General features: G+C 61.3%; 20 protein-coding genes. 10 read left to right on the top strand and 10 right to left on the bottom strand.

From position 1 onward, the window contains the following. Positions 1 to 19: 19 nt before the first annotated feature. From ACS4NR_RS05810 to ACS4NR_RS05800, 3 genes are read right to left on the bottom strand one after another with little or no spacing between them, the layout of a single operon-like run. Positions 20 to 889: a rhomboid family intramembrane serine protease gene (locus tag ACS4NR_RS05810; protein ID WP_095139617.1), complete on the bottom strand. Its 870-nt coding sequence runs from the start codon at positions 887 to 889 to the stop codon at positions 20 to 22. Further along, positions 886 to 1860 (bottom strand): metallophosphoesterase, encoded by a 975-nt coding sequence (locus ACS4NR_RS05805; protein WP_456020357.1) that lies wholly within the window; start codon positions 1858 to 1860, stop codon positions 886 to 888. The genes ACS4NR_RS05810 and ACS4NR_RS05805 overlap by 4 nt, the downstream gene beginning before the upstream one ends. Beyond that, complete coding sequence (locus tag ACS4NR_RS05800) at positions 1857 to 2747, bottom strand: NAD(+) kinase (RefSeq protein WP_003224174.1); 891 nt, start codon at positions 2745 to 2747, stop codon at positions 1857 to 1859. Before ACS4NR_RS05800 ends, ACS4NR_RS05805 begins: the two co-directional genes overlap by 4 nt. A gap of 115 nt (positions 2748 to 2862) precedes the next feature. Here ACS4NR_RS05800 and ACS4NR_RS05795 point away from each other — a divergent pair, with 115 nt between their 5' ends. Continuing rightward, positions 2863 to 3813, top strand: coding sequence for a DUF1853 family protein (locus ACS4NR_RS05795; protein ID WP_456019347.1), 951 nt, complete (start codon positions 2863 to 2865; stop codon positions 3811 to 3813). A gap of 132 nt (positions 3814 to 3945) precedes the next feature. Here ACS4NR_RS05795 and ACS4NR_RS05790 read toward each other — a convergent pair whose 3' ends face one another. Beyond that, positions 3946 to 5229 carry an arsenic transporter gene (locus ACS4NR_RS05790; RefSeq protein ID WP_095139620.1) on the bottom strand — a complete coding sequence of 428 codons (1284 nt, stop codon included), beginning with the start codon at positions 5227 to 5229 and terminating at the stop codon, positions 3946 to 3948. A gap of 160 nt (positions 5230 to 5389) precedes the next feature. Beyond that, positions 5390 to 5947, bottom strand: coding sequence for an NADPH-dependent FMN reductase (locus tag ACS4NR_RS05785; protein WP_027613142.1), 558 nt, complete (start codon positions 5945 to 5947; stop codon positions 5390 to 5392). A gap of 184 nt (positions 5948 to 6131) precedes the next feature. Here ACS4NR_RS05785 and ACS4NR_RS05780 point away from each other — a divergent pair, with 184 nt between their 5' ends. Both ACS4NR_RS05780 and ACS4NR_RS05775 read left to right on the top strand, forming a co-directional pair. After that, complete coding sequence (locus ACS4NR_RS05780; protein ID WP_123450411.1) at positions 6132 to 6362, top strand: hypothetical protein; 231 nt, start codon at positions 6132 to 6134, stop codon at positions 6360 to 6362. An 85-nt stretch (positions 6363 to 6447) separates the two neighbouring features. Beyond that, positions 6448 to 7341: a LysR substrate-binding domain-containing protein gene (locus tag ACS4NR_RS05775; RefSeq protein WP_456019346.1), complete on the top strand. Its 894-nt coding sequence runs from the start codon at positions 6448 to 6450 to the stop codon at positions 7339 to 7341. Here the strand turns inward: ACS4NR_RS05775 and ACS4NR_RS05770 are convergent. The 5 genes from ACS4NR_RS05770 to ACS4NR_RS05750 form a co-directional block, all read right to left on the bottom strand. Beyond that, a complete protein-coding gene (locus ACS4NR_RS05770) occupies positions 7307 to 7921 on the bottom strand; it encodes a GNAT family N-acetyltransferase (RefSeq protein ID WP_041067268.1) in 615 nt (204 codons plus the stop codon). The genes ACS4NR_RS05775 and ACS4NR_RS05770 overlap by 35 nt on opposite strands. Before the next feature lie 14 nt (positions 7922 to 7935). Then, positions 7936 to 10191 (bottom strand): Orn/Lys/Arg family decarboxylase, encoded by a 2256-nt coding sequence (locus ACS4NR_RS05765; protein WP_456019345.1) that lies wholly within the window; start codon positions 10189 to 10191, stop codon positions 7936 to 7938. Positions 10192 to 10434: 243 nt separating this feature from the next. Further along, on the bottom strand, positions 10435 to 11193 hold the full coding sequence (gene dnaQ / locus ACS4NR_RS05760; protein ID WP_007965849.1) for a DNA polymerase III subunit epsilon: 759 nt from the start codon (positions 11191 to 11193) through the stop codon (positions 10435 to 10437). Between the two features lie 209 nt (positions 11194 to 11402). After that, positions 11403 to 11864: a ribonuclease HI gene (rnhA, locus tag ACS4NR_RS05755; protein WP_003224162.1), complete on the bottom strand. Its 462-nt coding sequence runs from the start codon at positions 11862 to 11864 to the stop codon at positions 11403 to 11405. 91 nt (positions 11865 to 11955) lie between these two features. Beyond that, complete coding sequence (locus ACS4NR_RS05750) at positions 11956 to 12714, bottom strand: methyltransferase domain-containing protein (RefSeq protein ID WP_456019344.1); 759 nt, start codon at positions 12712 to 12714, stop codon at positions 11956 to 11958. 66 nt (positions 12715 to 12780) lie between these two features. Here ACS4NR_RS05750 and gloB point away from each other — a divergent pair, with 66 nt between their 5' ends. From gloB to ACS4NR_RS05715, 7 genes are all read left to right on the top strand, one after another. Beyond that, the gene (gene gloB / locus ACS4NR_RS05745; RefSeq protein ID WP_166497914.1) at positions 12781 to 13548 is read left to right on the top strand and encodes a hydroxyacylglutathione hydrolase; all 768 of its coding nucleotides are present in this window, start codon (positions 12781 to 12783) and stop codon (positions 13546 to 13548) included. A gap of 99 nt (positions 13549 to 13647) precedes the next feature. Next, the gene (locus ACS4NR_RS05740; RefSeq protein WP_456019343.1) at positions 13648 to 15114 is read left to right on the top strand and encodes a LysM peptidoglycan-binding domain-containing protein; all 1467 of its coding nucleotides are present in this window, start codon (positions 13648 to 13650) and stop codon (positions 15112 to 15114) included. A 242-nt stretch (positions 15115 to 15356) separates the two neighbouring features. After that, complete coding sequence (locus tag ACS4NR_RS05735; RefSeq protein ID WP_456019342.1) at positions 15357 to 17189, top strand: extracellular solute-binding protein; 1833 nt, start codon at positions 15357 to 15359, stop codon at positions 17187 to 17189. After that, positions 17186 to 19027, top strand: a complete 1842-nt coding sequence (locus ACS4NR_RS05730; protein ID WP_166497917.1) for an extracellular solute-binding protein — start codon at positions 17186 to 17188, stop codon at positions 19025 to 19027. The genes ACS4NR_RS05735 and ACS4NR_RS05730 overlap by 4 nt, the downstream gene beginning before the upstream one ends. A 4-nt stretch (positions 19028 to 19031) precedes the next feature. Next, entirely contained in the window at positions 19032 to 20105 is a 1074-nt protein-coding gene (locus ACS4NR_RS05725) for a microcin C ABC transporter permease YejB (RefSeq protein ID WP_095139628.1), read from the top strand. 1 nt (position 20106) lies between these two features. After that, a complete protein-coding gene (locus ACS4NR_RS05720; protein ID WP_064587187.1) occupies positions 20107 to 21126 on the top strand; it encodes an ABC transporter permease in 1020 nt (339 codons plus the stop codon). Position 21127: 1 nt separating this feature from the next. Next, a complete protein-coding gene (locus tag ACS4NR_RS05715) occupies positions 21128 to 22738 on the top strand; it encodes an ABC transporter ATP-binding protein (RefSeq protein ID WP_166497918.1) in 1611 nt (536 codons plus the stop codon). Position 22739 lies beyond the last annotated feature (1 nt).

The following is a 22739-nucleotide window of genomic DNA, read 5'->3' as shown; positions in this document are numbered from 1 at the left end:
TCTTTATTCACTTAAAATTTCAGGCGGCCAGTTTACGGCGGTTATACAAACCGCCCAACAAACCGGTGAAGCATCCGATGAGTAACCCGCTGACGTGGGCGGCGTTGGCGATCTGGCCGAAACCGATCATCGACACCAGTCCGGACATGCAAATCACCAGCCACACCAGCATCATCACCAGCACGCCTCGCGGCAGGCGATACGCCGGGTTCGGCGCCAGCAACTGGAAGATCCAGCAGTGGCCGAGCAGTCCGTAGAGTACGCCGGACAAGCCGCCAAACAGGCTCGGGCCGCTCCAGGCAAACTGCGCGTAGTTCGACACCAGGCTGAACAGCAGGGTCAGCCCGAGCAGGTTGATGCTGCCCTGACGTGACTCGATGCGCCGCCCCAGCTCCCAGTACCACATGCCGTTCATGGCCAGGTGCAGGATGCCGAAGTGCAGCAGCATCGGCGTGAACAGGCGCCACCACTGCCCCGCCGCCAGACTGTCGGCCAGCGGCGTGAACTGGATGTACTCGCCGACCACGCGGAAGTCGAGGAAGGTCAGCCAACGGACAGTTTCGAGGTTGTCGCCCAGATAAGTCAGGCCGCCGACCAGCAGGCTCAGCAGCAGGATCAACCCGGTGGCCTTGGCGTGTTTGAGTTGTTCGGCGAAGCTCGGGCGCTTGAAGGCCGGCGCTGCCGGGATGTCCAGTTGCTGATCGGGGTCACCGGCCGGGAAGCGCTCGTACAGTGAACGCACGTCCTCGCTGATTTCCGCTGGCGCCCACAGCACCTGCTCGCCCGCCTCTTCACTGACCCGATGCGGCACCTGCATCCGTTGCAGCAGTTGGACGAAACCGCTCAGATCCACCGCCAACGGCAGACGCAATACCGCTACCGCACTCATTGCAGCACCTCCGGCCGCTCGACATCGACCCAGACAAATTTATGCGGATCGAGGCGTGTTTCCTGATCCAGACGATAGGCCACCAGTTTGCCGTAGAGCACCGCGCTGTAATCGAGACACGCGAGGTTCGGGCGGATCGGCGCCGGTTTGCCGCTGCGCCAGTAGTGGCCGACGAACAGCAACGGCTCATCGATGCCGTAGCGCAGCAGGTTGTTTTTTTCGCTGGAGGTCAGCGGCTTCTGCGCCACCGGCTCCGGCAGCGCATCTGGCTGGAAGACGATGTCACCGTAGGTTTTCGGGTCGTCTTCCCAGAATTTGGTGCGGAAGAACGAACGCACCAGACCGTCGCCGCTGGTCATGGTCAGACCATCCGGCAGGCGCATGTCGGTGCCGCGCAGCAAGCGATCAAACACGGTGCAGGCGAAGCTGCCGGGCACGGCCGAGGCCTGGAGAAAGTGCTCGTCGATACGCGCATCGGGAAACAGCCCGCGCAACGGTTCGATCAGGCTGGCATCCCAACAGGCGTGCACCACGCGGAAGCGTCCGGCATCAACCACCAGTGGCAGCTCGTAGAACCAGTTGAGGAAGTCATGCCAGTCGCCCGGATGGTCTTCGAACTGGATCAGGGTTTCCTGCAGCAGGCGCGCGTGGCGCGGCGTGTGCTCACGGACGAACTGCTTGCCGCTGCCGGGCAGCGCCGGCGTGCTCCAGCCCAATGCGTTGAATTCGTGGTTGCCCATGATGCACAGCGCCTGCCCGGCCTCGACCATGTCGTGGACGATGTGCAGCGCCTCGCGGATTCGCGGGCCACGGTCGATGATGTCGCCGACGAACACGGCCATGCGCGATGGATGCCGCCAGACCCCGCCCTGCTTGTGATAACCGAGTCGGTCAAGCAAGTGTTCGAGGGTCAGGGCGCATCCGTGCACGTCACCAATCAAGTCATAACTGCGCGCGGGATCGAGCATCAGTCGCCTCCACCACCCAACTTGCTGCCCCAGCCGAGCTTGGTCCGGCAGACTTCGTAGTAGTTGTGGTCGAGCGGGTGAATCAGCCGCAGCTTCTGGGCTTTCTTGCTGACGGTGATGGTGTCGCCCGGCGCGCAGGTGAAGTGGTTCTGCCCGTCGCAAGAGACTTGCGGGTAAATCTGCATGTTTTTCGACACGACGATTTTCAGCTCACTGTTGCCATCGACCACAATTGGCCGGCTCGACAACATATGGGGGTACATCGGCACGATCACAATGGCGTCGAGCTTGGGATGCATGATCGGGCCACCGGCGGACAGCGCGTACGCAGTGGAGCCGGTCGGCGTGGCGACGATCAGGCCGTCGGCCTTCTGGCTGCAGACGAACTGGCCGTCGATGTACAGCTCGAACTCGATCATCCGCGTCGATTTGCCCGGGTGCAGCACCACGTCGTTCAACGCATCGCCCTGGCCGATGGCCTCGGCATGGCGGCGAACTTCGGCTTGCAGCAGGAAGCGGTTTTCCACCAGATAATGGCCGTCGAGCACCTTGGCCACTTCGACTTCCAGCTCATCGGGACGAATGTCGGTGAGAAAACCGAGGCTGCCACGGTTGATCCCGAGTACCGGAATATTGTGCTTGGCCAGCGCCCGCGCAGCGCCGAGCAGGCTGCCGTCACCGCCGACGACGATGACCATGTCGCAGACTTCGCCGAGCATCTTGCGCGACGAGGTTTGCAGGCCGTGGCCCGGCAGGACTTCGGCGATGGTGTCTTCGAGGATCACGTGCAGGTGACGATCGAGCAGAAAGCGTTTCAGTCGGCGGACGGTATCCAGCACCTGGGAACTGCCCAGGCGACCGATGATGCCGATATTACGAAATTGCTCCATGGGACCTCTGCGGACAATCGAAAACGCGAAAAACACGATTATGGGCGAAAGCCCGCCATAGACAAAATCCTTTCAGCCTCAAGGGTGCGCGCGTGATTCAGGCTATGCTCGCAAGATGATCCTGTTTCCCGACCTGCTCCAGTTGCCACACCAATTACGCCATCCGGAAGTGCGTGATCTGGCGTGGGTGATTCTCGCCCCGCCGATGCTGGCCGCAACGCCGTGGCCGCAGCGCCATCCGCTGGCCGGCAGCGACTGGGTCAGTGATCCGCAGCGCCTGGAGCACTGGCTGCGGCAACTGGATCACGACAGTTATGGCTTGTTGCATTGGCTGTCGCAGGCGCGCACCCGACGGCTGGGCCTGTATTACGAGCGGTTGTGGCAGTTTGCCGTGCAGCATGCGCCGGGCATCGAGCTGATTGCCGCCAACCTGCCGATCCGCCGCGAAGGCCACACCCTCGGTGAACTGGACATGCTGCTGCGCGACCGCGACGGCGTGCATCACCTGGAACTGGCGATCAAGCTCTATCTCGGCCCGCAGGAGGGCGACGGCCACGACCCGGCGCAATGGCTGGGGCCGGGTTGTCATGATCGACTGGACCGCAAACTGGCGCATCTGGCCGAACACCAACTGCCGATCTCGGCCCGTCCGGAAAGTCGCGAGGTGTTGGCGAAGCTGGATATCGAAGTGTTCAGTGCGCAGTTGTGGCTGGGCGGATATCTGCTGTACCCGTGGCCCGGTCAGGCCGAACCGCCGAAAGGCGCGCATCCGCAGCATCTGCGGGGCAGTTGGTTGCATCAGAAGGATTGGCAGGCGTTCGTCGCCCAGCGTCCGGCCGGGCGCTGGCAACCCCTGCCCCGCCATGCGTGGCTGGCGCCGGCACACTACCCGGCGGATCAGACCTGGAGCGCTGAACACCTGCAGATGTGGCTGGACGCTCTGGAACCGACAGCCCCGGCGCAATTGATGGTGCGCCTGACCGAGAATGCCCGGGGCGAATGGGAAGAGGCGGAGCGCCTGTTTCTGGTGGCGGATCTTTGGCCGAATGTGCCGGGGCAGGCCTGAGTTTCTGCAGTGCCTGGACCGGCCCTTTCGCGAGCAAGCCCGCTCCCACATTTTGAGCTGCATTCCAAATGTAGACATTGGAATGCGATCCCCCTGTGGGAGCGGGCTTGCTCGCGAAGGGGCCAACACGGTCTAGATGGATAACCGCAACGCCAAAGCCGCCAAAGTAATCAACAACACCGGCACCGTCAGCACAATCCCGACCTTGAAGTAATAGCCCCAGCCAATCCGGATATTCTTGCGCGCCAGCACATGCAGCCAGAGCAACGTCGCCAGACTGCCGATCGGGGTGATTTTTGGCCCCAAGTCGCTGCCGATCACGTTGGCATAGATCATCGCTTCCTTGACCACACCGCTGGCCTGACTGGCATCGATCGACAGCAGCCCGATCAGCACCGTCGGCAAGTTGTTCATGATCGATGACAACAACGCCGTCAGCACCCCGGTGCCCAGCGCCGCGCCCCACACGCCGTACCCGGCAAACACATCCAGCCAGCCGGCGAGATACCCGGTCAGCCCGGCATTGCGCAGGCCATAGACCACCAGATACATGCCGAGGGAGAAAATCACGATCTGCCACGGCGCTTCTTTGAGCACCTTGCGCGTGGAAATCTTGTGGCCTCGGGCGGCGATCCCCAGCAGCAGCGCCGCGCAGACCGCCGAGATCGCGCTGATCGGGATGCCCATCTGTTCGAGGAAGAAGCAGCCGATCAACAAAATCACCAGCACCACCCAACCGGCATAGAACGTGGCCTTGTCGTGGATCGCCGTGTGCGGCTGTTCGAGCTGTTCGGGGTCGTAAGCCTTGGGAATGTCGCGGCGGAAAAACCACATCAGCACGCCGAGCGTCGCGGCCACGCTGACGAAGTTGACCGGCACCATCACCGCCGCATAGCGGTTGAAGCCGATGTGGAAGAAGTCCGCCGAGACGATGTTGACCAGGTTCGACACCACCAGCGGCAGGCTCGCGGTATCGGCAATAAAACCGGCACCCATGACGAACGCCAAGGTCGCCGCCGGGGAAAAGCGCAGCGCCAGCAGCATCGAAATCACGATCGGGGTGAGGATCAGCGCCGCGCCGTCATTGGCGAACAGCGCCGATACCAGCGCGCCGAGCAGCACCATGAAGGCAAACAGCTTGCGCCCACTGCCCCGCCCCCAGCGCGCCACATGCAGCGCGGCCCAGGCGAAGAACCCCGCTTCGTCGAGCAACAGACTGATGATGATCAGTGCGACGAAGGTGCCGGTGGCATTCCAGATGATTTGCCACACCAGCGGAATATCGCTCAGGTGCACGACGCCGAAGATCAGCGCCAGCACCGCGCCGAGCGTCGCGCTCCAGCCGACCCCGAGGCCTTTGGGTTGCCAGATGACAAGGGTGATGGTCAGCAGGAAGATCAGTGACGCAGCGAGCATTCGCGACAGCCTTCAATTATTCAATGAGTGGAGATCCAAACGTGGGAGCGGGCTTGCTCGCGAAAGCGGTATGTCAGATGACAACTTTGTGTCTGACACACCGCTTTCGCGAGCAAGCCCGCTCCCACAGGATCTCTGTTTTATCGCAGCTCTGACCAGATTATTTTTTGTGTTGTTCCACAAATTTCCCGTACGCATTGATGAAATTCTGCAGGAACGGTTTGACCGACTCGCTCAGCTTGCCCGCCTCGTCAAACGCCGAACCCGCGCCCCCCAGATACGCTTCCGGCTGCTGCATGCACGGCACATCGAGAAACACGAAGGACTGGCGCAAATGCTGGTTGGCACCAAAACCGCCAATCGCCCCCGGCGACACGCTGATCACCGCACCCGGTTTGCCGCTCCAGACGGCTTTGCCATACGGCCGTGAACCCACGTCAATCGCATTCTTCAAAGGCGCCGGCACCGAGCGGTTATATTCCGGGGTGACGAACAGCACCGCGTCGGAAGAACCGACTTCCTGGCGGAAAGTGCTGTAGGCTGCCGGCGGTGAATCGCCGTCGATGTCTTCGTTATAGAGTGGCAGGTCGCCAATCTCGACAATCTTCAGTTTGAGGTTCGCCGGTGCCAGCTCGGCCAGCGCCAGCGCGACTTTGCGGTTGATCGATGCTTTGCGCAGGCTGCCGACGACTACAGCGACGTTGTAGACATTGCTCATTGGAAGACTCTCGACTGTCGGTGGGAAGAGCCAGTAGTTATAGATGATTCGATGACAGTTTCACCAGCGAGCAAGGGAAATTCCTGCGCGCTGATTATTTTTTTCCTGTAGGAAAACTTACAGGGCTTGATGACGGTCTACCAAGCCGCAAATCAAGCGTTTTATCTCCAGAGGTTCTAAGCAGATGGCAGCAGTACTCGTCGGTCAGTTCCATGCAAGAGATGCGGAAGGCCGCGTTTATTCCGTGCATGAGTTCCAGGAATCCAACCCGTCGGCAGACGGTTCCACTGGCTCGGAGCCGATTTACAAACTGGCCATTGGCGATCGCGTCAACAAAGTCAGTGACACCGAGTTTCTCCTGGTTCAGTCAGGTATCACCCTGACCCGCGAGCCTGAGACAACCATCGCTTCATAACTGGCCGTTATGAGCAGAAGTCATGTGCGCAGACTTGGGGTAGGATTCAGCCACTGACCCCACCTGCTGAACATGGACTTCACGCATGCGTTTACGTCATATCGAAGTGATTCAGGCGCTCTTGCAGACCGGTCACCTGGGCACCGCCGCCGAATGGCTGCAGCTCCCGGTGACCGAGGTCGAAGAGCGTTTGCGCGAAGCCGAGAGCGAGTTGGGGTTCATGCTGTTCGCCAGTGTACGCGGTCGATTGCAATCGACGCCCGAAGCGCGGGCGCTGCAAGTCGAGATCGCTCATGTCTACGAGGCACTGGAACCGGTGCAGCGTCTGGCCAGCAGCCTCAAGCAATACCTCGCCCCGCCCCTGCGCATCATCGGCACCCCGCCGCTGGCGCAACAACTGTTGCCGCAAAGTATCGCGCTGCTGCGCCGGCGGTTGCCCGATGCACCCTGCCGTTTGCTCAGCTCTGCGACTTGCGACATCGTCCGTAGCCTGCTGCTGCGCGAAAGCGATCTGGGCCTGAGCCTGCACGATCCGGAACACCCCGACATCCACGCGCAACCGCTGGCCCACGGCAAGCTGCAACTGCTTGCGCCCCACGGCTGGCTGCAGCCGAAGCAGAAATACATTTCCCTGCAGGATCTCGCCGGCCAGGCGATGGTCGGCCTCGAAGGCCACGACCCGTTGAGCCCGGCGCTGGAAAACAAACTCCAGGCCCTGCGCCCGGCGCCGAGCATCCAGACCCGAGTGCAAACCCATCAGATGATGCGCAGCATGGTCGAGGCCGGCGAAGGCCTGGCCATCGTCGACCCGTTCACCGCCCTCGGCGCGCGGACGAGCGGACTGGATGTCTGCCCGTTGTCACCGGCGGTGCCGATCAGCCTGTATGCCCTGACCTACCGACACAGCGCCACGCCGTCAGCGATTCAGACGCTGCTGACGATCGTCACGGAACAAGCCGAGGCGATGCTGGCGAGCTGAGCGGGTTTTCCAGCGGGTTATCGAACAATCGATACCAGAACAACGCGATTTCCGCGGTGTTCGGGTCAATCCCGCGATAACGCAAATGGTCGATACCACCAATTTCGTAACCGCAGCGCTCATACAAACGACAGGCACCGAGGTTGTTGTTCTGCGTCTCGAGCATGATCCCCGGCAGTTTTTTCTTGCGGCTCCAGAACTGCGCGACATCCAGCAGCGCCTTGGCCACACCATGCCGGCGCGCCGGTGCGTGCACCGCCAGCTCATCAATGTGAGCAAAGCCGTTCCAGTTGGTACTGATCACCAGATGGCCGACCGGCTCGTCATCCAGATACGCCATGAAAATCGCGCTGTCGGCGGCATCGCGATAGCTGCTGAACTCTTCAGGGTCGATGCCGTAGCACTTGCGGTACGGCACGATCGGCGTCACCGCCCAGCGCTCGACCGGTTGACCAATGACGGCCGCACCGTACGCGGCCACCTCGAAACTGAAGTCGCTGCCCCAGATGTACGCCGCAAAACCATCGTCGGCGACGCGCACCGACAACCCTGGGTATTTCGGATTCATGACCGGTTGCATACTCGGAAAAGTCCTCATTCCTTGACGCAATCGACGGTGTACTGCCGTCCATTGCCTTCATCTTCATGTTGCAGTCCATGCACATCAGCGACAAAACCGGGGAAGCTGCTATCGAACGTACGGGCAAACTTCAGGTAGTCGATGATCGAGCGGGTTGCCTCGGTAAAGCGCTCGCCGGGCATGATCAATGGAATTCCCGGTGGATACGGCACCAGCATTACCGCCGCAATCCGCCCTTCCAGCTCATCGATCGGCACCGCCTCCACCTCGCCGCGCACCAGATGATCATAGGCGTGGGCCGGCTTCTTGGCGATTTCCGGCAGCACCGTGTACATGCGTTTCAGATGTTTGGCCGTAGCGTTGCTGCGGTAACAGGCGTGCAGTTGATCGCACAGATCGCGCAAGCCCATGCCGCGATAGCGCGCGGTGTCTTGCTGCGCCACGCACGGCAGGCAGGTCGCGAGACTGACGTTGGCATCGTAACTGCGCTTGAATTCCAGCAATTCGGTGAGCAGCGTGCTCCACTTGCCCTTGGTGATGCCCATCGAGAACAGCACCAGGAATGAATACAGCCCGGTCTTCTCCACCACAAGCCCGCGCTCCCAGAGGAACTTGCTGACCACCGCCGCCGGGATGCCCTTCTCGCTCAACGCGCCACCGGCATTCAATCCGGGCATGACCAGGGTCACTTTGATCGGGTCGAGCAGCACATAGTCGTCGCTGACTTCGCCGAAGCCGTGCCAGTCGGCATCCGGTTGCAGCAGCCAGTCTTCGGTCTGCACCCGGTCGATGCCTTCGACGCCGGGCGGCTGCCAGATCGAGAACCACCAGTCATCCGCCGCAATGTGCTGGCGCAGATTGGCCAGCGCCCGGCGAAAACTCAGCGCCTCGTCAAAGGTTTCCTGCAACAGCGAACGCCCGGCCGGGCCTTCCATCATGGCCGAGGCGACATCCAGCGAGGCGATGATGCTGTACTGCGGCGAGGTCGAGATGTGCATCATGAACGCTTCGTTGAAACGGTCACGGTCCAGTTGCCGCGCGCCGCCGTCCTGCACATGAATCATCGAGGCCTGGCTGAATGCAGCGAGCAGCTTGTGCGTGGAATGAGTGGTGAACACCAGCGGGCTGTCTACTGTGCGCGAGGTGGCCATGCCATAGCGCCCGGCGAAGAACTCGTGAAACGCTGCGTAGGCGTACCACGCCTCGTCGAAATGCAGCACTTCGACGCTATTACCCAGGCTCTGCTTGATCAGCTCGGCGTTGTAGCAGAGGCCGTCGTAGGTCGAATTGGTCACCACCGCCAGTTTGACTTTCGGCGCCCGGCCTTTGGTCAGCGGGCTGGCATCGATCTTCGCCTGGATCGATTCGCGACTGAATTCGCTCAACGGAATCGGGCCGATGATCCCCAGCTCATTGCGCTCCGGGCACAGGTACAGCGGGATCGCGCCGGTCATGATGATCGCGTGCAACACCGACTTGTGGCAGTTGCGATCGACCAGCACCAGATCATCACGGCCAACCATCGAGTGCCAGACGATTTTGTTGGCAGTCGAGGTGCCATTGATCACGAAAAACGTGTGATCGGCGCCGAAGTTGCGCGCCGCGCGTTCTTCGGCCTCAGCCAGCGGGCCGGTGTGATCGAGCAGCGAACCAAGCTCCGGCACCGATACCGACAAGTCCGAACGCAGGGTATTTTCGCCAAAAAACTGGTGAAACGCCTGCCCCACCGGACTCTTGTGATAGGCCACGCCACCGCCATGCCCGGGGGTGTGCCAGGAATAGTTGGAGTCGGCGGTGTGCTGTACCAGCGCCTTGAAAAACGGCGGCAGCAGGCCATCCAGATACTTGCGCGCGGCCCGCGCCACTTGCCGCGCCAGAAACGGCACAGTGTCTTCGAACAGGTAGAGAATGCCGCGCAACTGATTGAGTTCGGCCATGGCATCGGCGGGGGCGTTTTCCAGAGTGACCTGTTCGCCCAAGGCGAAGATCGGCAGATCCGGCGCGCGCACCCGCGCCAGACCGATCAGTTCGGCCATGTTCTGCAGCAGGTGCGAGTTGGTGCTGGCGTCTTCGGCAGCGATCAGCATGCACGCCAGACCATGATGGGTCGACGCCACCAACCGCCCTTCGGTGTAGTCGATGGCCGAAACGATATTGAAACCTTCCTGCTCCAACTCCCGGGCAATGCCACGGATACGGTCACCGGCGACCGTGTCGGCCTTGATGTCGCGGTGGACGATCAACACCGGAAACTTCAAATCTTTGTACATGAGGCTCAGTGTCCCGAGGCGGCGGATCAAAGTCAGCCAATGCACTCAGGGTAGAGGGTTGCAGCGAAAGTGGCGAGGGTGGCCAGTTGGCTTCATTCAGCCTGACTCGGCTTTTGTGGCGAGGGAGCTTGCTCCCGCTGGGGCGCGAAGCGGCCCCCGGTATTCGTTCAGCATCAATGTGCATTCAGGTTTTATGACTGCTTCGCAGCCAAGCGGGAGCAAGCTCCCTCGCCACAGAGGGGATCAAGCTTGAGCATCAGCCTCGGCAATCTGCGTCCACAACGCCGGCCCGCCCGCCGACTTGGCAATGATCTCCAGCCGCGCCATATGCGCCGCCAGTTCCTCTTCCGTCGCCCGAATGATCCGCGCAGGCTGGCGATCAGCCGGCAGACGACGAATTTCCGTGGCGGAGTTGTCCGCGCCCTCGCCCGTGCCATTGCCGTCGGAAGCATTGCCGGCCAGCGACAGGCTGGTCTGGCCACCGGTCATGGTCAGGTAGACGTCGGCGAGAATCTCCGAGTCGAGCAAGGCGCCGTGCAGTTCACGGCCGGAGTTGTCGACGCCATAACGTTTGCACAAGGCATCGAGGCTGTTGCGCTGCCCCGGGTGACGTTCCCGGGCCATCATCAGGGTGTCGAGAATGGTGCAATGCTGGGTGATGTCAGCGCGATCGTGCTGACCCATCAAGGCAAATTCGTTGTTGATGAAGCCAACGTCGAACGCCGCGTTATGGATGATCAGCTGCGCGCCGTTGATGAACTCGAAGAACTCGTCGGCGACTTCGGCGAAACGCGGTTTGCCGACGAGGAATTCGTTGGTGATGCCGTGAACGCCAATCGCGCCCTCGTCACTCTCGCGATCCGGTTGCAAGTAGACGTGAAAGTGCCGGCCTGTCAGGCGCCGACCGATTAGTTCGACACAGCCGATTTCAATGATCCGGTGACCATCGGTCACCGGCATGCCGGTGGTTTCGGTATCGAGTACAACGGATCTGGTGGCCATCAGTGTTCAGTTCTCAACGGGGTCAATCGTGCAAAAGCGGCGATGTTAACACGCTCGGTGGGGGTGTTTCAGTCAGACCGTGCCGCTCCATTCGCGAGCAAGCCCGCTCCCCACACTGGATCTGCGGTGGGCACAATCCTGATACACAGGAGATCCAGTGTGGGAGCGGGCTTGCTCGCGAAGGCCACGACTCGGTGCAACGGCGGGACTCAGCTCTGCTTGTACCCGCGAACCTCATCCACCCCACGGTTGGCCAATTGGTCAGCCCGTTCGTTACCGTGATGACCAATGTGCCCGCGCACCCACTTCCAGGTGACCTTGTGGCGATTGACCTGCTCATCCAGTTCTTTCCACAGGTCAGCGTTTTTCACCGGCTCTTTGGCAGCGGTCTTCCAGCCGCGTTTTTTCCAGTTGGCCATCCACTCGTTGATGCCCTTCATCACGTATTGCGAGTCGGTCACCAGCAGCACTTCGCAGGGCCGCTTCAAGGCTTCGAGGCCACGGATGGCGCCGAGCAGTTCCATGCGGTTGTTGGTGGTATTGGCTTCGCCGCCCCACAGTTCCTTTTCGACGCCCTTGCACACCAGCAAGGCGCCCCAGCCGCCCGGGCCGGGGTTGCCCTTGCAGGCGCCGTCGGTGAACAGTTCTACGCTATCGACGCTTTCGCTCATGCCACTCTATCCAGAAAAATGCCTGGCCCCGTCAATCGCGGATCGACGATGGCCGCGGCCGGAGCAAGTCCGGCCACTATAAAAAGAAGGTTTACGGTTCGATACGACGGCGGTTGACCTTGGCCATCGGCAGCGGAATCAGCTTGCCCATCGGCTCGCGGCGTTCCTGACGCACCGGACGCAGGCCAACCACGATCTTGCGCGCGACCAGTAAATAGAAGCCACCGCCCGACAGTTGCCAGTCGCCGGCCTTGCGTTCCCAGCCGGCCAGTCGGGCCTGCCACTTGGGCGACGCGAGCGGCGGACGATAGCACCCGAAGCGGCGTTTCTCCAGCGCAAAGCCCAGCAGATTGAGCCAGTCGGCGACCCGCGACGGCGAGATGCAGCGTGCCTGGCGCAACGCGTCGTGAGCGAAAACGTGGCGCAAGCCCCAGGTGCTCCAGGGGTTGATGCCGATGATCAGCAGATGCCCGCCGGGGCGCACGCTGCTCGCCGCTTCACGCAGCAAACCGTGGGGCGACAGACAGAAATCCAGACCGTGCTGCAACACCGCCACGTCGGCGGCGTGCTCGCTCAACGGCCAGGCCTGTTCTTCGCAGACGATCTCGACACCCGGCAACGGCGCGCCGAGCCGCACGTTGCGCTGCACCTGCGGCGCCGACGGCGGGGTCTGGGCCGACGGCCCGTAATGCACCAGATAGCCGCCGAAGAACCGCCCCAACTCGTCTTCGAGCATGCGCCGTTCTTCATCCAGCAGAAATTGCCCGAGCGGGCCGGCCAGCCATTCTCGGGCCGCGCCGATCAACGCCAGCCAGTCGGGATCGGCCTGAGCGAACGCTTTATCGGTCATGTCATTCTCCAACGCCGCTAGAAGCTCTAAGATGCGCCAATGTTTTCCGCTTGGCGAATTCCGACGATGATACAGATCAGTGCCCTGCCCGCGTTCACCGACAACTACATCTGGTTGTTACAGGATCACCGCACCCAGCGTTGCGCTGTGGTCGACCCGGGCGATGCCGCGCCGGTCCAGGCCTGGCTGGCGGCACACGAGGGCTGGGTGCTGAGCGACATTCTGATCACCCATCACCACCATGACCATGTCGGCGGCGTCGAACGTCTGAAAGCGGCAACCGGCGCCAAAGTCTACGGCCCGGCCAGCGAAAACATCCCGGGGCGCGACGTGGCGCTCAAGGACAACGACACGGTCAGCGTGCTCGGCTGGGACTTCGATGTCTATGCGGTGCCCGGTCACACCCTCGGCCACATCGCCTATTACCACCACGGCCTGCTGTTTTGCGGCGACACCCTGTTCGCCGCCGGTTGCGGACGCCTGTTCGAAGGCACGCCGGAGCAGATGCACCACTCGCTCGGCCGTCTCGCTGCCCTGCCCGAGGATACGCTGGTGTATTGCACCCATGAATACACCCTGAGCAATCTGAAGTTTGCTGCGGCGGTCGAACCAACCAACCCGGACATTGCCGCCCGTCTGGAAAAAGTCACCCGGCAACGGGAAAAAGGCGTGATGACCCTGCCCTCGACCCTGGCCCTGGAAAAGCTCACCAATCCGTTTTTGCGCACCGCTGAAACATTAGTTACACAAAAAGTGGACGAACGGGCAGGCGCTCAAAACCGGGCGCCGAGTGAGGTTTTTGCGGCTCTGCGGGCATGGAAAGATACGTTCTAAGTGACTTGTCACCTGGTACAAAAATTCTGAATGGTTGACCGCAGGGGGTGCGCTTTCTAGAATCGCCCGACATTTTTGCCCGGAACTTACTTCCAGCCAATGTCGTCATCCATACGTAAGTCCGTCAATTCAGACGCATTGACCCGCCTGGCTCAAGCCATCGCGGTGGCGGTGTCCGCCACGCTGGCGGGCTGCTCCAGCCATGATCCGCAGCCTGAAGCGACCCATACGCCGAACATTGCTGCGCGAGCCAAGCAGAAGCCGATCTGGCTGACTGAAAAGCCCAGCCCGCAAGTGCCTCAGGACATCTGGGAGCGCATGCGCGGTGGTTTCCAGCTACAGGACAGCCTGGGCGTCAACCCACGCATCGAGCAGCAGCGCCTGTGGTTCGCCAGTAACCCCTCTTTCCTGGAGAACGCCGGCGAACGCGGCAGTCTCTACATTCATTACATCGTCGAGCGTCTCGAAGAGCGCAACATGCCGCTGGAGCTGGCCTTGCTGCCAGTGATCGAGAGCGCCTACAACCCGATGGCCTATTCCCGGGCCGACGCTTCGGGCCTGTGGCAATTCATTCCGTCCACCGGTCGTTACTACAACCTGCGCCAGACCCGCTTCTATGATGGCCGTCGCGATATTACCGCCTCGACCACCGCCGCGATGGACTACCTGACTCGTCTGCACGACATGTTCAACGGTGACTGGCTGCTGGCCCTGGCGGCCTACAACGCCGGTGAAGGCACGGTCAGCCGCGCCATCGAGCGTAACGAGAAGCTGGGCCTGCCGACCGACTACTGGAACCTGTCGTCGTTGCCGGCGGAAACACAGGCTTATGTGCCGAAACTGCTGGCCTTGTCGCAAGTGGTGCTGGCCCCGGAAGCCTACGGGGTGAACCTCAACCCGATCGCCAACGAACCGTATTTCCAGGTCGTCGAAATCAACCAGCGCATGGACCTGTCCAAGGTTGCGGCGGTGGCCAACATCGACGAAGACGAGCTGTTCCAGCTCAACCCGGCCTTCAAGCAGCGCACCACCATCGACGGCCCCCAGCATCTGCTGGTGCCGACGTCCAAGGCGCAACTGCTGACCGCCAGCCTGCAGACCATGCGGCCTGAAGAGCTGATCAGCCCGCGTTCGCTGAAGCCGGTGTTCGACGGTGCCGACCCGAGCGAAGTGGCGAAGCTCAAGCGCGCTTACCGGGTCAAACGCGGCGACAATCTCGGCTCCATCGCCAAGGCCAATAAGGTCGAAGTCAAGGATCTGCAGCGCTGGAACAAGTTGACCGGCAAGAACCTCAAGGTCGGCCAGACCCTGGTGATGCAAGACACCACCAAACGCGCCCCGGCGCGCAGCAGTGGCCGGGTCAACACGGTGATTGCCGCCAACAGCAAGACCAAAGGCAAGACCGACAGCCAGCAGCAGACCCAGTACAAGGTCAAGCGTGGCGACACGCTGTACGTGGTGGCCAAGCGTTTCAACGTCGAGATGCAGCATCTCAAGCGCTGGAACCCGGGTGCCGGCAAGGCCCTCAAGCCTGGGCAGATGCTCACGGTTTACCAGCCGCACTGACAGAAGAGCCCCTGAAATTCAGGGGCTTTTTTGCTTTTGTGGGAGCGGGCTTGCTCGCGAATGCGGTCTGTTAGCCGCATATGAAGGTGACTGATACACCGCATTCGCGAGCAAGCCCGCTCCCACCAAAAGCAAACGCAATTGAAGGCGATTAAGCCCGCATTAACCCGCATCTTTTTCCTGTCCAGACAAGCTGTTACTGTACGGCCCACAAAGCCCAAGCCGCCTGGATCGGATCTGACTTGAAGCGTCCCCTCCTCCTGCTCCTGATCAGCCTGGCCTTGAGCTCACCCGCAAGCGCGACGATTACCGAGAGTCACGGTTATGCGCAGTTCGGCACGCTCAAGTACCCGGCCAGATTTACCCACTTCGACTGGGTCAACCCGCAAGCGCCCAAGGGCGGTACGTTGCGGGTGATGGCGTTCGGCACCTTCGATACGGTCAACCCGTACACCTTCAAGGGCTCCAGCCCGGTCACGACACCGAATTTCCTGCAGTACGGCATCAACGAGCTGAACGAGCCGCTGATGGTCGGCACCGGCCAGTATTCGCCATCCGGTGACGAACCGGCGTCGAGTTATGGACTGATCGCGCAATCGGTGGAATACAGCGAAGATCGCAGCTGGGTGGTGTTCAATCTGCGCCCGGAAGCGCGTTTCCACGACGGCACCCAGATCACCGCCTACGACGTGGCGTTCTCCTATCGCTTGCTGCTCAAGGACGGCCACCCGCTGTACCGCACCGCCCTGCAGGAGGTGTCGCGGGTCGACATCCTCAACCCGCAGCGCATCCGATTCGTGATGAAGCGCTCGGGCAATCCGCTGCTGATTCTGCGCCTCGGTGAATTGCCGGTGCTGCCGCAGCATTACTGGAAGGATCGCGACTTCAAGGCCACCACCTTCGAGCCACCGCTGGGCAGCGGCCCTTACCGCATCACCTCGGTGACGCCGGGGCGGCAGCTGATTTTCGAGCGGGTCAAGGATTACTGGGGCATGGATCTGCCGGTCAATCGCGGCAAGTACAACTTCGATCGCATGGAAGTCGAGTTCTACCGCGACAGCGACGTGGCCTTCGAAGCCTTCAAGGCCGGCGAATTCGACATTTACATCGAGCATCAGGCAAAGAACTGGGCCAACGGCTACAACTTCCCGGCGGTGCGCCGTGGCGAGGTGATCAAGGCGCAGATCCCGCACCAGATCCCGACCCAGAGCCAGGGTCTGTTCATGAACACCCGGCGCGCGACTTTCAGCGACGTCAAGGTGCGCGAAGCGCTGGGCCTGATGTTCGACTTCGAGTGGACCAACCGCGCGCTATTCAGCAATGCCTACAAACGCACCACCAGCTACTACCCCAACAGCGAATTCAGCGCCAGCGGCCTGCCGGTCGGGCATGAATGGCTGATGCTCAAGCCGTATAAAGATCAGTTACCCGCGAAGCTGTTTACCGAGCCGTTCAGCCTGCCGCAGACCGACGGCCGCGGCATCCCCCGGGAAACCATGCGCAAGGCCCTGGCCCTGCTCGCCGAAGCCGGCTGGAAGCTCAACGGCCAGCGCCTGCAAAACGCCAAGGGTCAGCCGCTGGGTTTCGAACTGCTGCTGGTCAATCCGAACCTTGAACGGATCCTCCAGCCGTACATCGAGAACCTCAACAGCATCGGCATCGACGCGCGCCTGCGCACGGTGGATCGCGCCCAGTACAAACAGCGCCTGGACCAGTTCGATTTCGACATGATCCTGATGACCCTCAACCAGACCCTCAGCCCGGGTCTGGAGCAATGGCAGTACTTTCATTCCAGTCAGGTCGGGGTCAAGGGCAGCAAGAATTACGCCGGCATCGCCAACCCGGTGGTCGATCACCTGCTCGAACAATTGCTCGCCGCACAAACCCGCGACGAACAGGTCGCCGCCGGCAAGGCGCTCGACCGAGTGCTGCTCTGGCAGCACTACAGCATTCCCAACTGGTACCTCAATTATCACCGACTGGCCTACCGCAACCGGTTGGCTTTCGTCACCACACCGCCCTACACCCTGGGCCTGAGCGCGTGGTGGCTGAAATCTTCGGAGAACAATAAATGATGCCCATCCGCGCCCTGCTCGTGCAGGCCAGCGGTCTGCTGTTCGCCGGGCTGGCGATTGCCGCCCCGCAACATGCCGTGACCCTGTACAACGAGCCGCCGAAATACCCGGCGGACTTCAAGCAGTTCGATTACGTGAACCCCGACGCGCCGAAGGGCGGGATCTTCCGCCAGGCCGGGTTTGGCGGCTTCGACAGCCTCAACCCGTTCATCAGCAAAGGCGTGCCGGCCGATGACGTCGGGCAGATCTACGACACCCTGACCAAGCACAGCCTCGACGAGCCGTTCACCGAGTACGGGCTGATCGCCGCAAAGATCGAGAAAGCCCCGGACAACAGCTGGGTGCGTTTCTACCTGCGCCCGGAAGCGCGGTTTCATGACGGTCATCCGGTGCGCGCCGAAGACGTGGTGTTCAGCTTCCAGACCCTGACCAAGGACGGCTCGCCGCTGTTTCGCGGTTACTACAGCGATGTTGCCGAAGTCATCGCCGAAGACCCGCTCAAGGTGCTGTTCAAGTTCAAGCACACCAACAATCGCGAGTTGCCGCTGATCCTCGGTCAGCTCCCGGTGCTGCCGAAACACTGGTGGGCCAATCGCGATTTCACCAAGGGCAATCTGGAAATTCCGCTGGGCAGCGGCCCTTATAAGGTCGCCGAAGTGAAAGCCGGGCGCTCGGTGCGCTATGAGCGGGTCAAGGATTACTGGGGCAAGGATCTGCCGGTCAATCGCGGGTTCTACAACTTCGATGTGATGACCACCGATTACTACCGCGACAACACCGTGGCCGTCGAAGCGCTGAAGGCCGGGCAGTTCGATTACTGGCTGGAAATGACCGCGAAGAACTGGGCCAACGCTTACAACATCCCGGCCGTGACCGAAGGCCGGCTGATCAAGGAACAGATTGCCAACAGCAACCCGACCGGCATGCAGGGCTTCGTCTTCAACCTGCGCCGCCCGGTGTTTCAGGATGTGCGGGTGCGTCAGGCGCTCGGCCTGCTGTTTGATTTCGAGTGGACCAACAAACAGCTGTTCAACGGTGCCTACTTCCGCACCCGCAGTTATTTCGAAAACTCGGAAATGGCCGCCACCGGCCTGCCCGACGCCGAGCAACGGGCGATCCTCGAACCGTTTCGCAGCAAACTGCCGGCGCAGGTGTTCAGCGAAGCCTTTGAGAACCCGAAGACCGACGCCAGCGGCATGATCCGCGCCCAGCAGCGCGAGGCCTATCAACTGTTGCAGGAAGCCGGCTGGAAGATCGTCGACGACAAAATGGTCGACGCCAACGGCAAACCGGTGGTCATCGAGTTCCTCCTGGCACAGACCGAATTCGAACGCGTGCTGCTGCCGTTCAAACGCAATCTGGCTGACCTCGGCATCGACCTGGTGATCCGCCGCGTCGACGTTTCGCAGTACATCAACCGCGTGCGTTCGCGGGACTTCGACATGATGGTCGGCAGCTTCCCGCAATCCAACTCGCCGGGTAACGAGCAGCGCGAATTCTGGATGAGCGCCGCCGCCGACAAACCGAGTAGCCGCAACACCATGGGCCTGAAGGATCCGATCGTCGATCAACTGGTAGAGAACCTGATCAACGCCGATTCACGCAGCAGCTTGGTGGCCCATGCGCGGGCGCTGGATCGGGTGCTGCAATGGGGTTACTACGTGGTCCCCAACTGGCATATCAAGACCTGGCGCGTGGCGTACTGGAACCACATCGGTCACCCGAAAGTCTCGCCCAAATACGACATCGGGATTAACACCTGGTGGGTCAAGCCTGACGCGAAACCCGCCATAGAAGTCGAAACCAAACTGCAAGCCGACCCTGTGGGCACGGAGTAATCAGATGCTGGCGTATATCTTTCGGCGACTGCTGCTGATCATCCCGACCCTGTTCGGCATCCTGCTGATCAACTTCGTGATCATCCAGGCCGCGCCCGGCGGCCCGGTGGAACAGATGATCGCCAAGCTCGAAGGCTTCGAAGGCGCCACCAGCCGCATTGCCGGTGGCGGTGCCGAAGTCTCGGTGGCCGGTTCGGCGTATCGTGGCGCGCAAGGCCTCGACCCGGCGCTGATCAAGGAAATCGAGCACATGTACGGGTTCGACAAGTCGGCCCCGGAACGCCTGTGGATCATGGTCAAGAACTACGCGCAGCTGGATTTCGGCGACAGCTTCTTCCGCGACGCCAAGGTCATCGACCTGATCAAGGAAAAGATGCCGGTGTCGATCTCGCTCGGGCTGTGGAGCACGCTGATCATGTACCTGGTGTCGATCCCGCTGGGGATCGCCAAGGCCACACGGCACGGCAGCCACTTCGACGTCTGGACCAGCTCCGCGATCATCATCGGCTACGCGATTCCGGCGTTCCTCTTTGCGATTCTGCTGATCGTGGTGTTTGCCGGCGGCAGTTATCTGGACTGGTTCCCGCTGCGTGGCCTGACCTCGAACAACTTTGATGAGCTGAGCCTGGGCGGCAAGATCCTCGACTACTTCTGGCACCTGGCGCTGCCGGTGACGGCGCTGGTGATCGGCAACTTCGCGACCATGACCCTGCTGACCAAAAACAGCTTCCTCGACGAGATCAACAAGCAGTACGTGGTCACCGCCAAGGCCAAGGGCCTGACGCGCAACCGCGTGCTCTACGGCCACGTGTTCCGCAACGCCATGCTGCTGGTGATTGCCGGGTTCCCGTCGGCGTTCATCGGCATCTTCTTCACGGGCTCGTTGCTGGTGGAAGTGATTTTCTCCCTCGACGGTCTGGGCCTGATGAGTTTCGAAGCGGCGATCAACCGCGATTACCCGGTGGTGTTCGGCACCCTGTTCATCTTCACCCTACTCGGTCTGGTGGTGAAACTGATCGGCGACCTCACTTACACCCTGGTCGATCCGCGCATCGACTTCGCCAGCCGGGAGCATTGAGATGAACCTGTCCCCTCTCAACCGCCGCCGGTTCGAACTGTTCAAGGCCAACAAGCGTGGCTGGTGGTCGCTGTGGCTGTTTCTGATCCTGTTCGGCCTGAGCCTCGGTGCCGAGCTGATCGCCAACGACAAGCCGTTGGTGGTGCATTACGACAACAACTGGTATTTCCCAGCGATCAAGCGCTACCCGGAAACCACCTTCGGCGGCGAATTCCCGCTGGAAGCCAACTACAAGAGCCCGTACATCCGCGAACTGCTCAAGGCCAAGGACGCTTGGGTGTTGTGGGCGCCGATTCCCTACAGCTACCAGAGCATCAACTACGACCTGAAAGTCCCGGCCCCGGCCCCGCCTTCGGCGGACAACCTGCTGGGCACCGACGATCAGGGCCGCGATGTGCTGGCACGGGTGATCTACGGCTTCCGCATTTCGGTGCTGTTTGCCCTGACCCTGACCGTGTTGAGTTCGATCATCGGCGTGATTGCCGGCGCGCTGCAGGGTTTCTATGGCGGCTGGGTCGATCTGGCCGGTCAGCGTTTTCTGGAGATCTGGTCGGGCTTGCCGGTGCTGTACCTGCTGATCATTCTTGCCAGTTTCGTCCAGCCGAATTTCTGGTGGCTGCTGGGGATCATGCTGCTGTTCTCGTGGATGAGCCTGGTCGACGTGGTGCGCGCCGAATTCCTGCGTGGCCGTAACCTCGAATACGTGCGCGCCGCACGGGCGCTGGGCATGCAGAACGGCGCAATCATGTTCCGCCACATCCTGCCCAATGCGATGGTCTCGACCATGACCTTCATGCCGTTCATCCTCACCGGCGCCATCGGTACCCTGACTGCGCTGGATTTCCTCGGCTTCGGCCTGCCCGCAGGCAGCCCGTCGCTGGGTGAGCTGGTCGCTCAGGGCAAATCCAACCTGCAGGCACCGTGGCTGGGCATGAGCGCGTTTGCCGTGCTGGCGCTGATGTTGAGTTTGCTGGTGTTTATCGGCGAGTCCGCTCGCGATGCCTTCGACCCGAGGAAGTGAAATGAATCAGGACAATCTGATCGAAGTGCGCGACCTCGCCGTCGAGTTCGGCCTCAACGAGCGGCGGCACCGGGTGGTCGAAGGTGTGAGCTTCGACATCAAACGCGGCGAAACCCTGGCGCTGGTCGGCGAATCCGGCTCGGGCAAATCGGTGACCGCGCACTCGATCCTGCGCCTGCTGCCCTACCCGCTGGCCCGCCATCCGGCCGGCAGTATCAACTATGCCGGGCAGAATCTGCTGGACCTGAGCGAAAAGACCATCCGCCACATCCGTGGCAACCGCATCGCGATGATCTTTCAGGAGCCGATGACCTCGCTCAACCCGCTGCACTCGATTGAAAAACAGATCAACGAGATCCTCGGCATCCACAAGGGGCTGAGCGGCAAAGTCGCGACCAGACGCACCCTGGAGCTGCTGGAGATGGTTGGCATACCCGAGCCGCACAAGCGCCTCAAGGCCCTGCCCCACGAGCTGTCCGGCGGCCAGCGCCAGCGCGTGATGATCGCCATGGCGTTGGCCAACGAGCCGGAACTGCTGATCGCCGATGAACCGACTACCGCACTGGACGTGACCGTTCAGCTGAAAATCCTCGATTTGCTCAAGGAACTTCAGGCTCGATTGGGCATGTCGCTGCTACTGATCAGTCACGATTTGAACCTGGTGCGAAGAATTGCGCATCGCGTATGTGTCATGCAGCGCGGTTGCATCGTCGAACAGGCATCGTGCGCAGAGCTGTTCCGTTCGCCGCAGCATCCGTACACTCGGGAATTGCTCGGTGCGGAGCCCAGCGGGGGCCCGGCGACCAATAAAATCGGGGCGCCGTTGCTCGAAGTCGAGAACCTCAAAGTCTGGTTCCCGATCAAGAAAGGCCTGCTCAAGCGCACGGTGGATTACGTCAAGGCAGTGGACGGCATCAATTTCAGCCTGCCTCAGGGTCAGACCCTGGGGATCGTGGGGGAAAGCGGTTCCGGCAAATCCACGCTGGGTCTGGCGATTTTGCGGCTGATCGGCAGCAAAGGCGCCATTCGCTTTGAGGGCAAACAGCTAGACTGCCTGACGCAGAACGAGATTCGCCCGTTGCGTCGGGAGATGCAGGTGGTGTTTCAGGACCCGTTCGGCAGCCTGAGCCCGCGGATGTGCGTCAGCGACATCGTTGGCGAAGGCCTGCGGATTCACAAGATGGGCACCGCGGCCGAGCAGGAAGCGGCGATTATTGCGGCATTGAAGGAGGTAGGTCTGGATCCGGAAACCCGGCACCGCTACCCTCACGAATTTTCCGGTGGGCAACGGCAACGTATCGCCATTGCCCGGGCTTTGGTGCTGAAACCGGCGCTGATCCTGCTGGACGAGCCGACTTCCGCGCTCGACCGCACGGTGCAGCGGCAAGTGGTGGAGCTGTTGCGTTCACTGCAAGCCAAGTACAACCTGACGTATTTGTTCATCAGCCATGACCTGGCTGTCGTCAAAGCGCTGAGCCACCAGCTGATGGTGGTCAAGCATGGCCAAGTGGTCGAACAGGGAGCTGCGCAAGATATTTTTGCCGCCCCCAAACATCCGTATACACAGCAGTTGCTGGAGGCCGCTTTTTTGGCACCAGCCACTGCGCAATAAC

The sequence above is a fragment of the Pseudomonas sp. JQ36 genome (assembly GCF_053851495.1).
The sequence above is the reverse complement of the archived record's forward strand: the minus strand, read 5'-3'. Positions and strand labels throughout refer to the sequence as shown.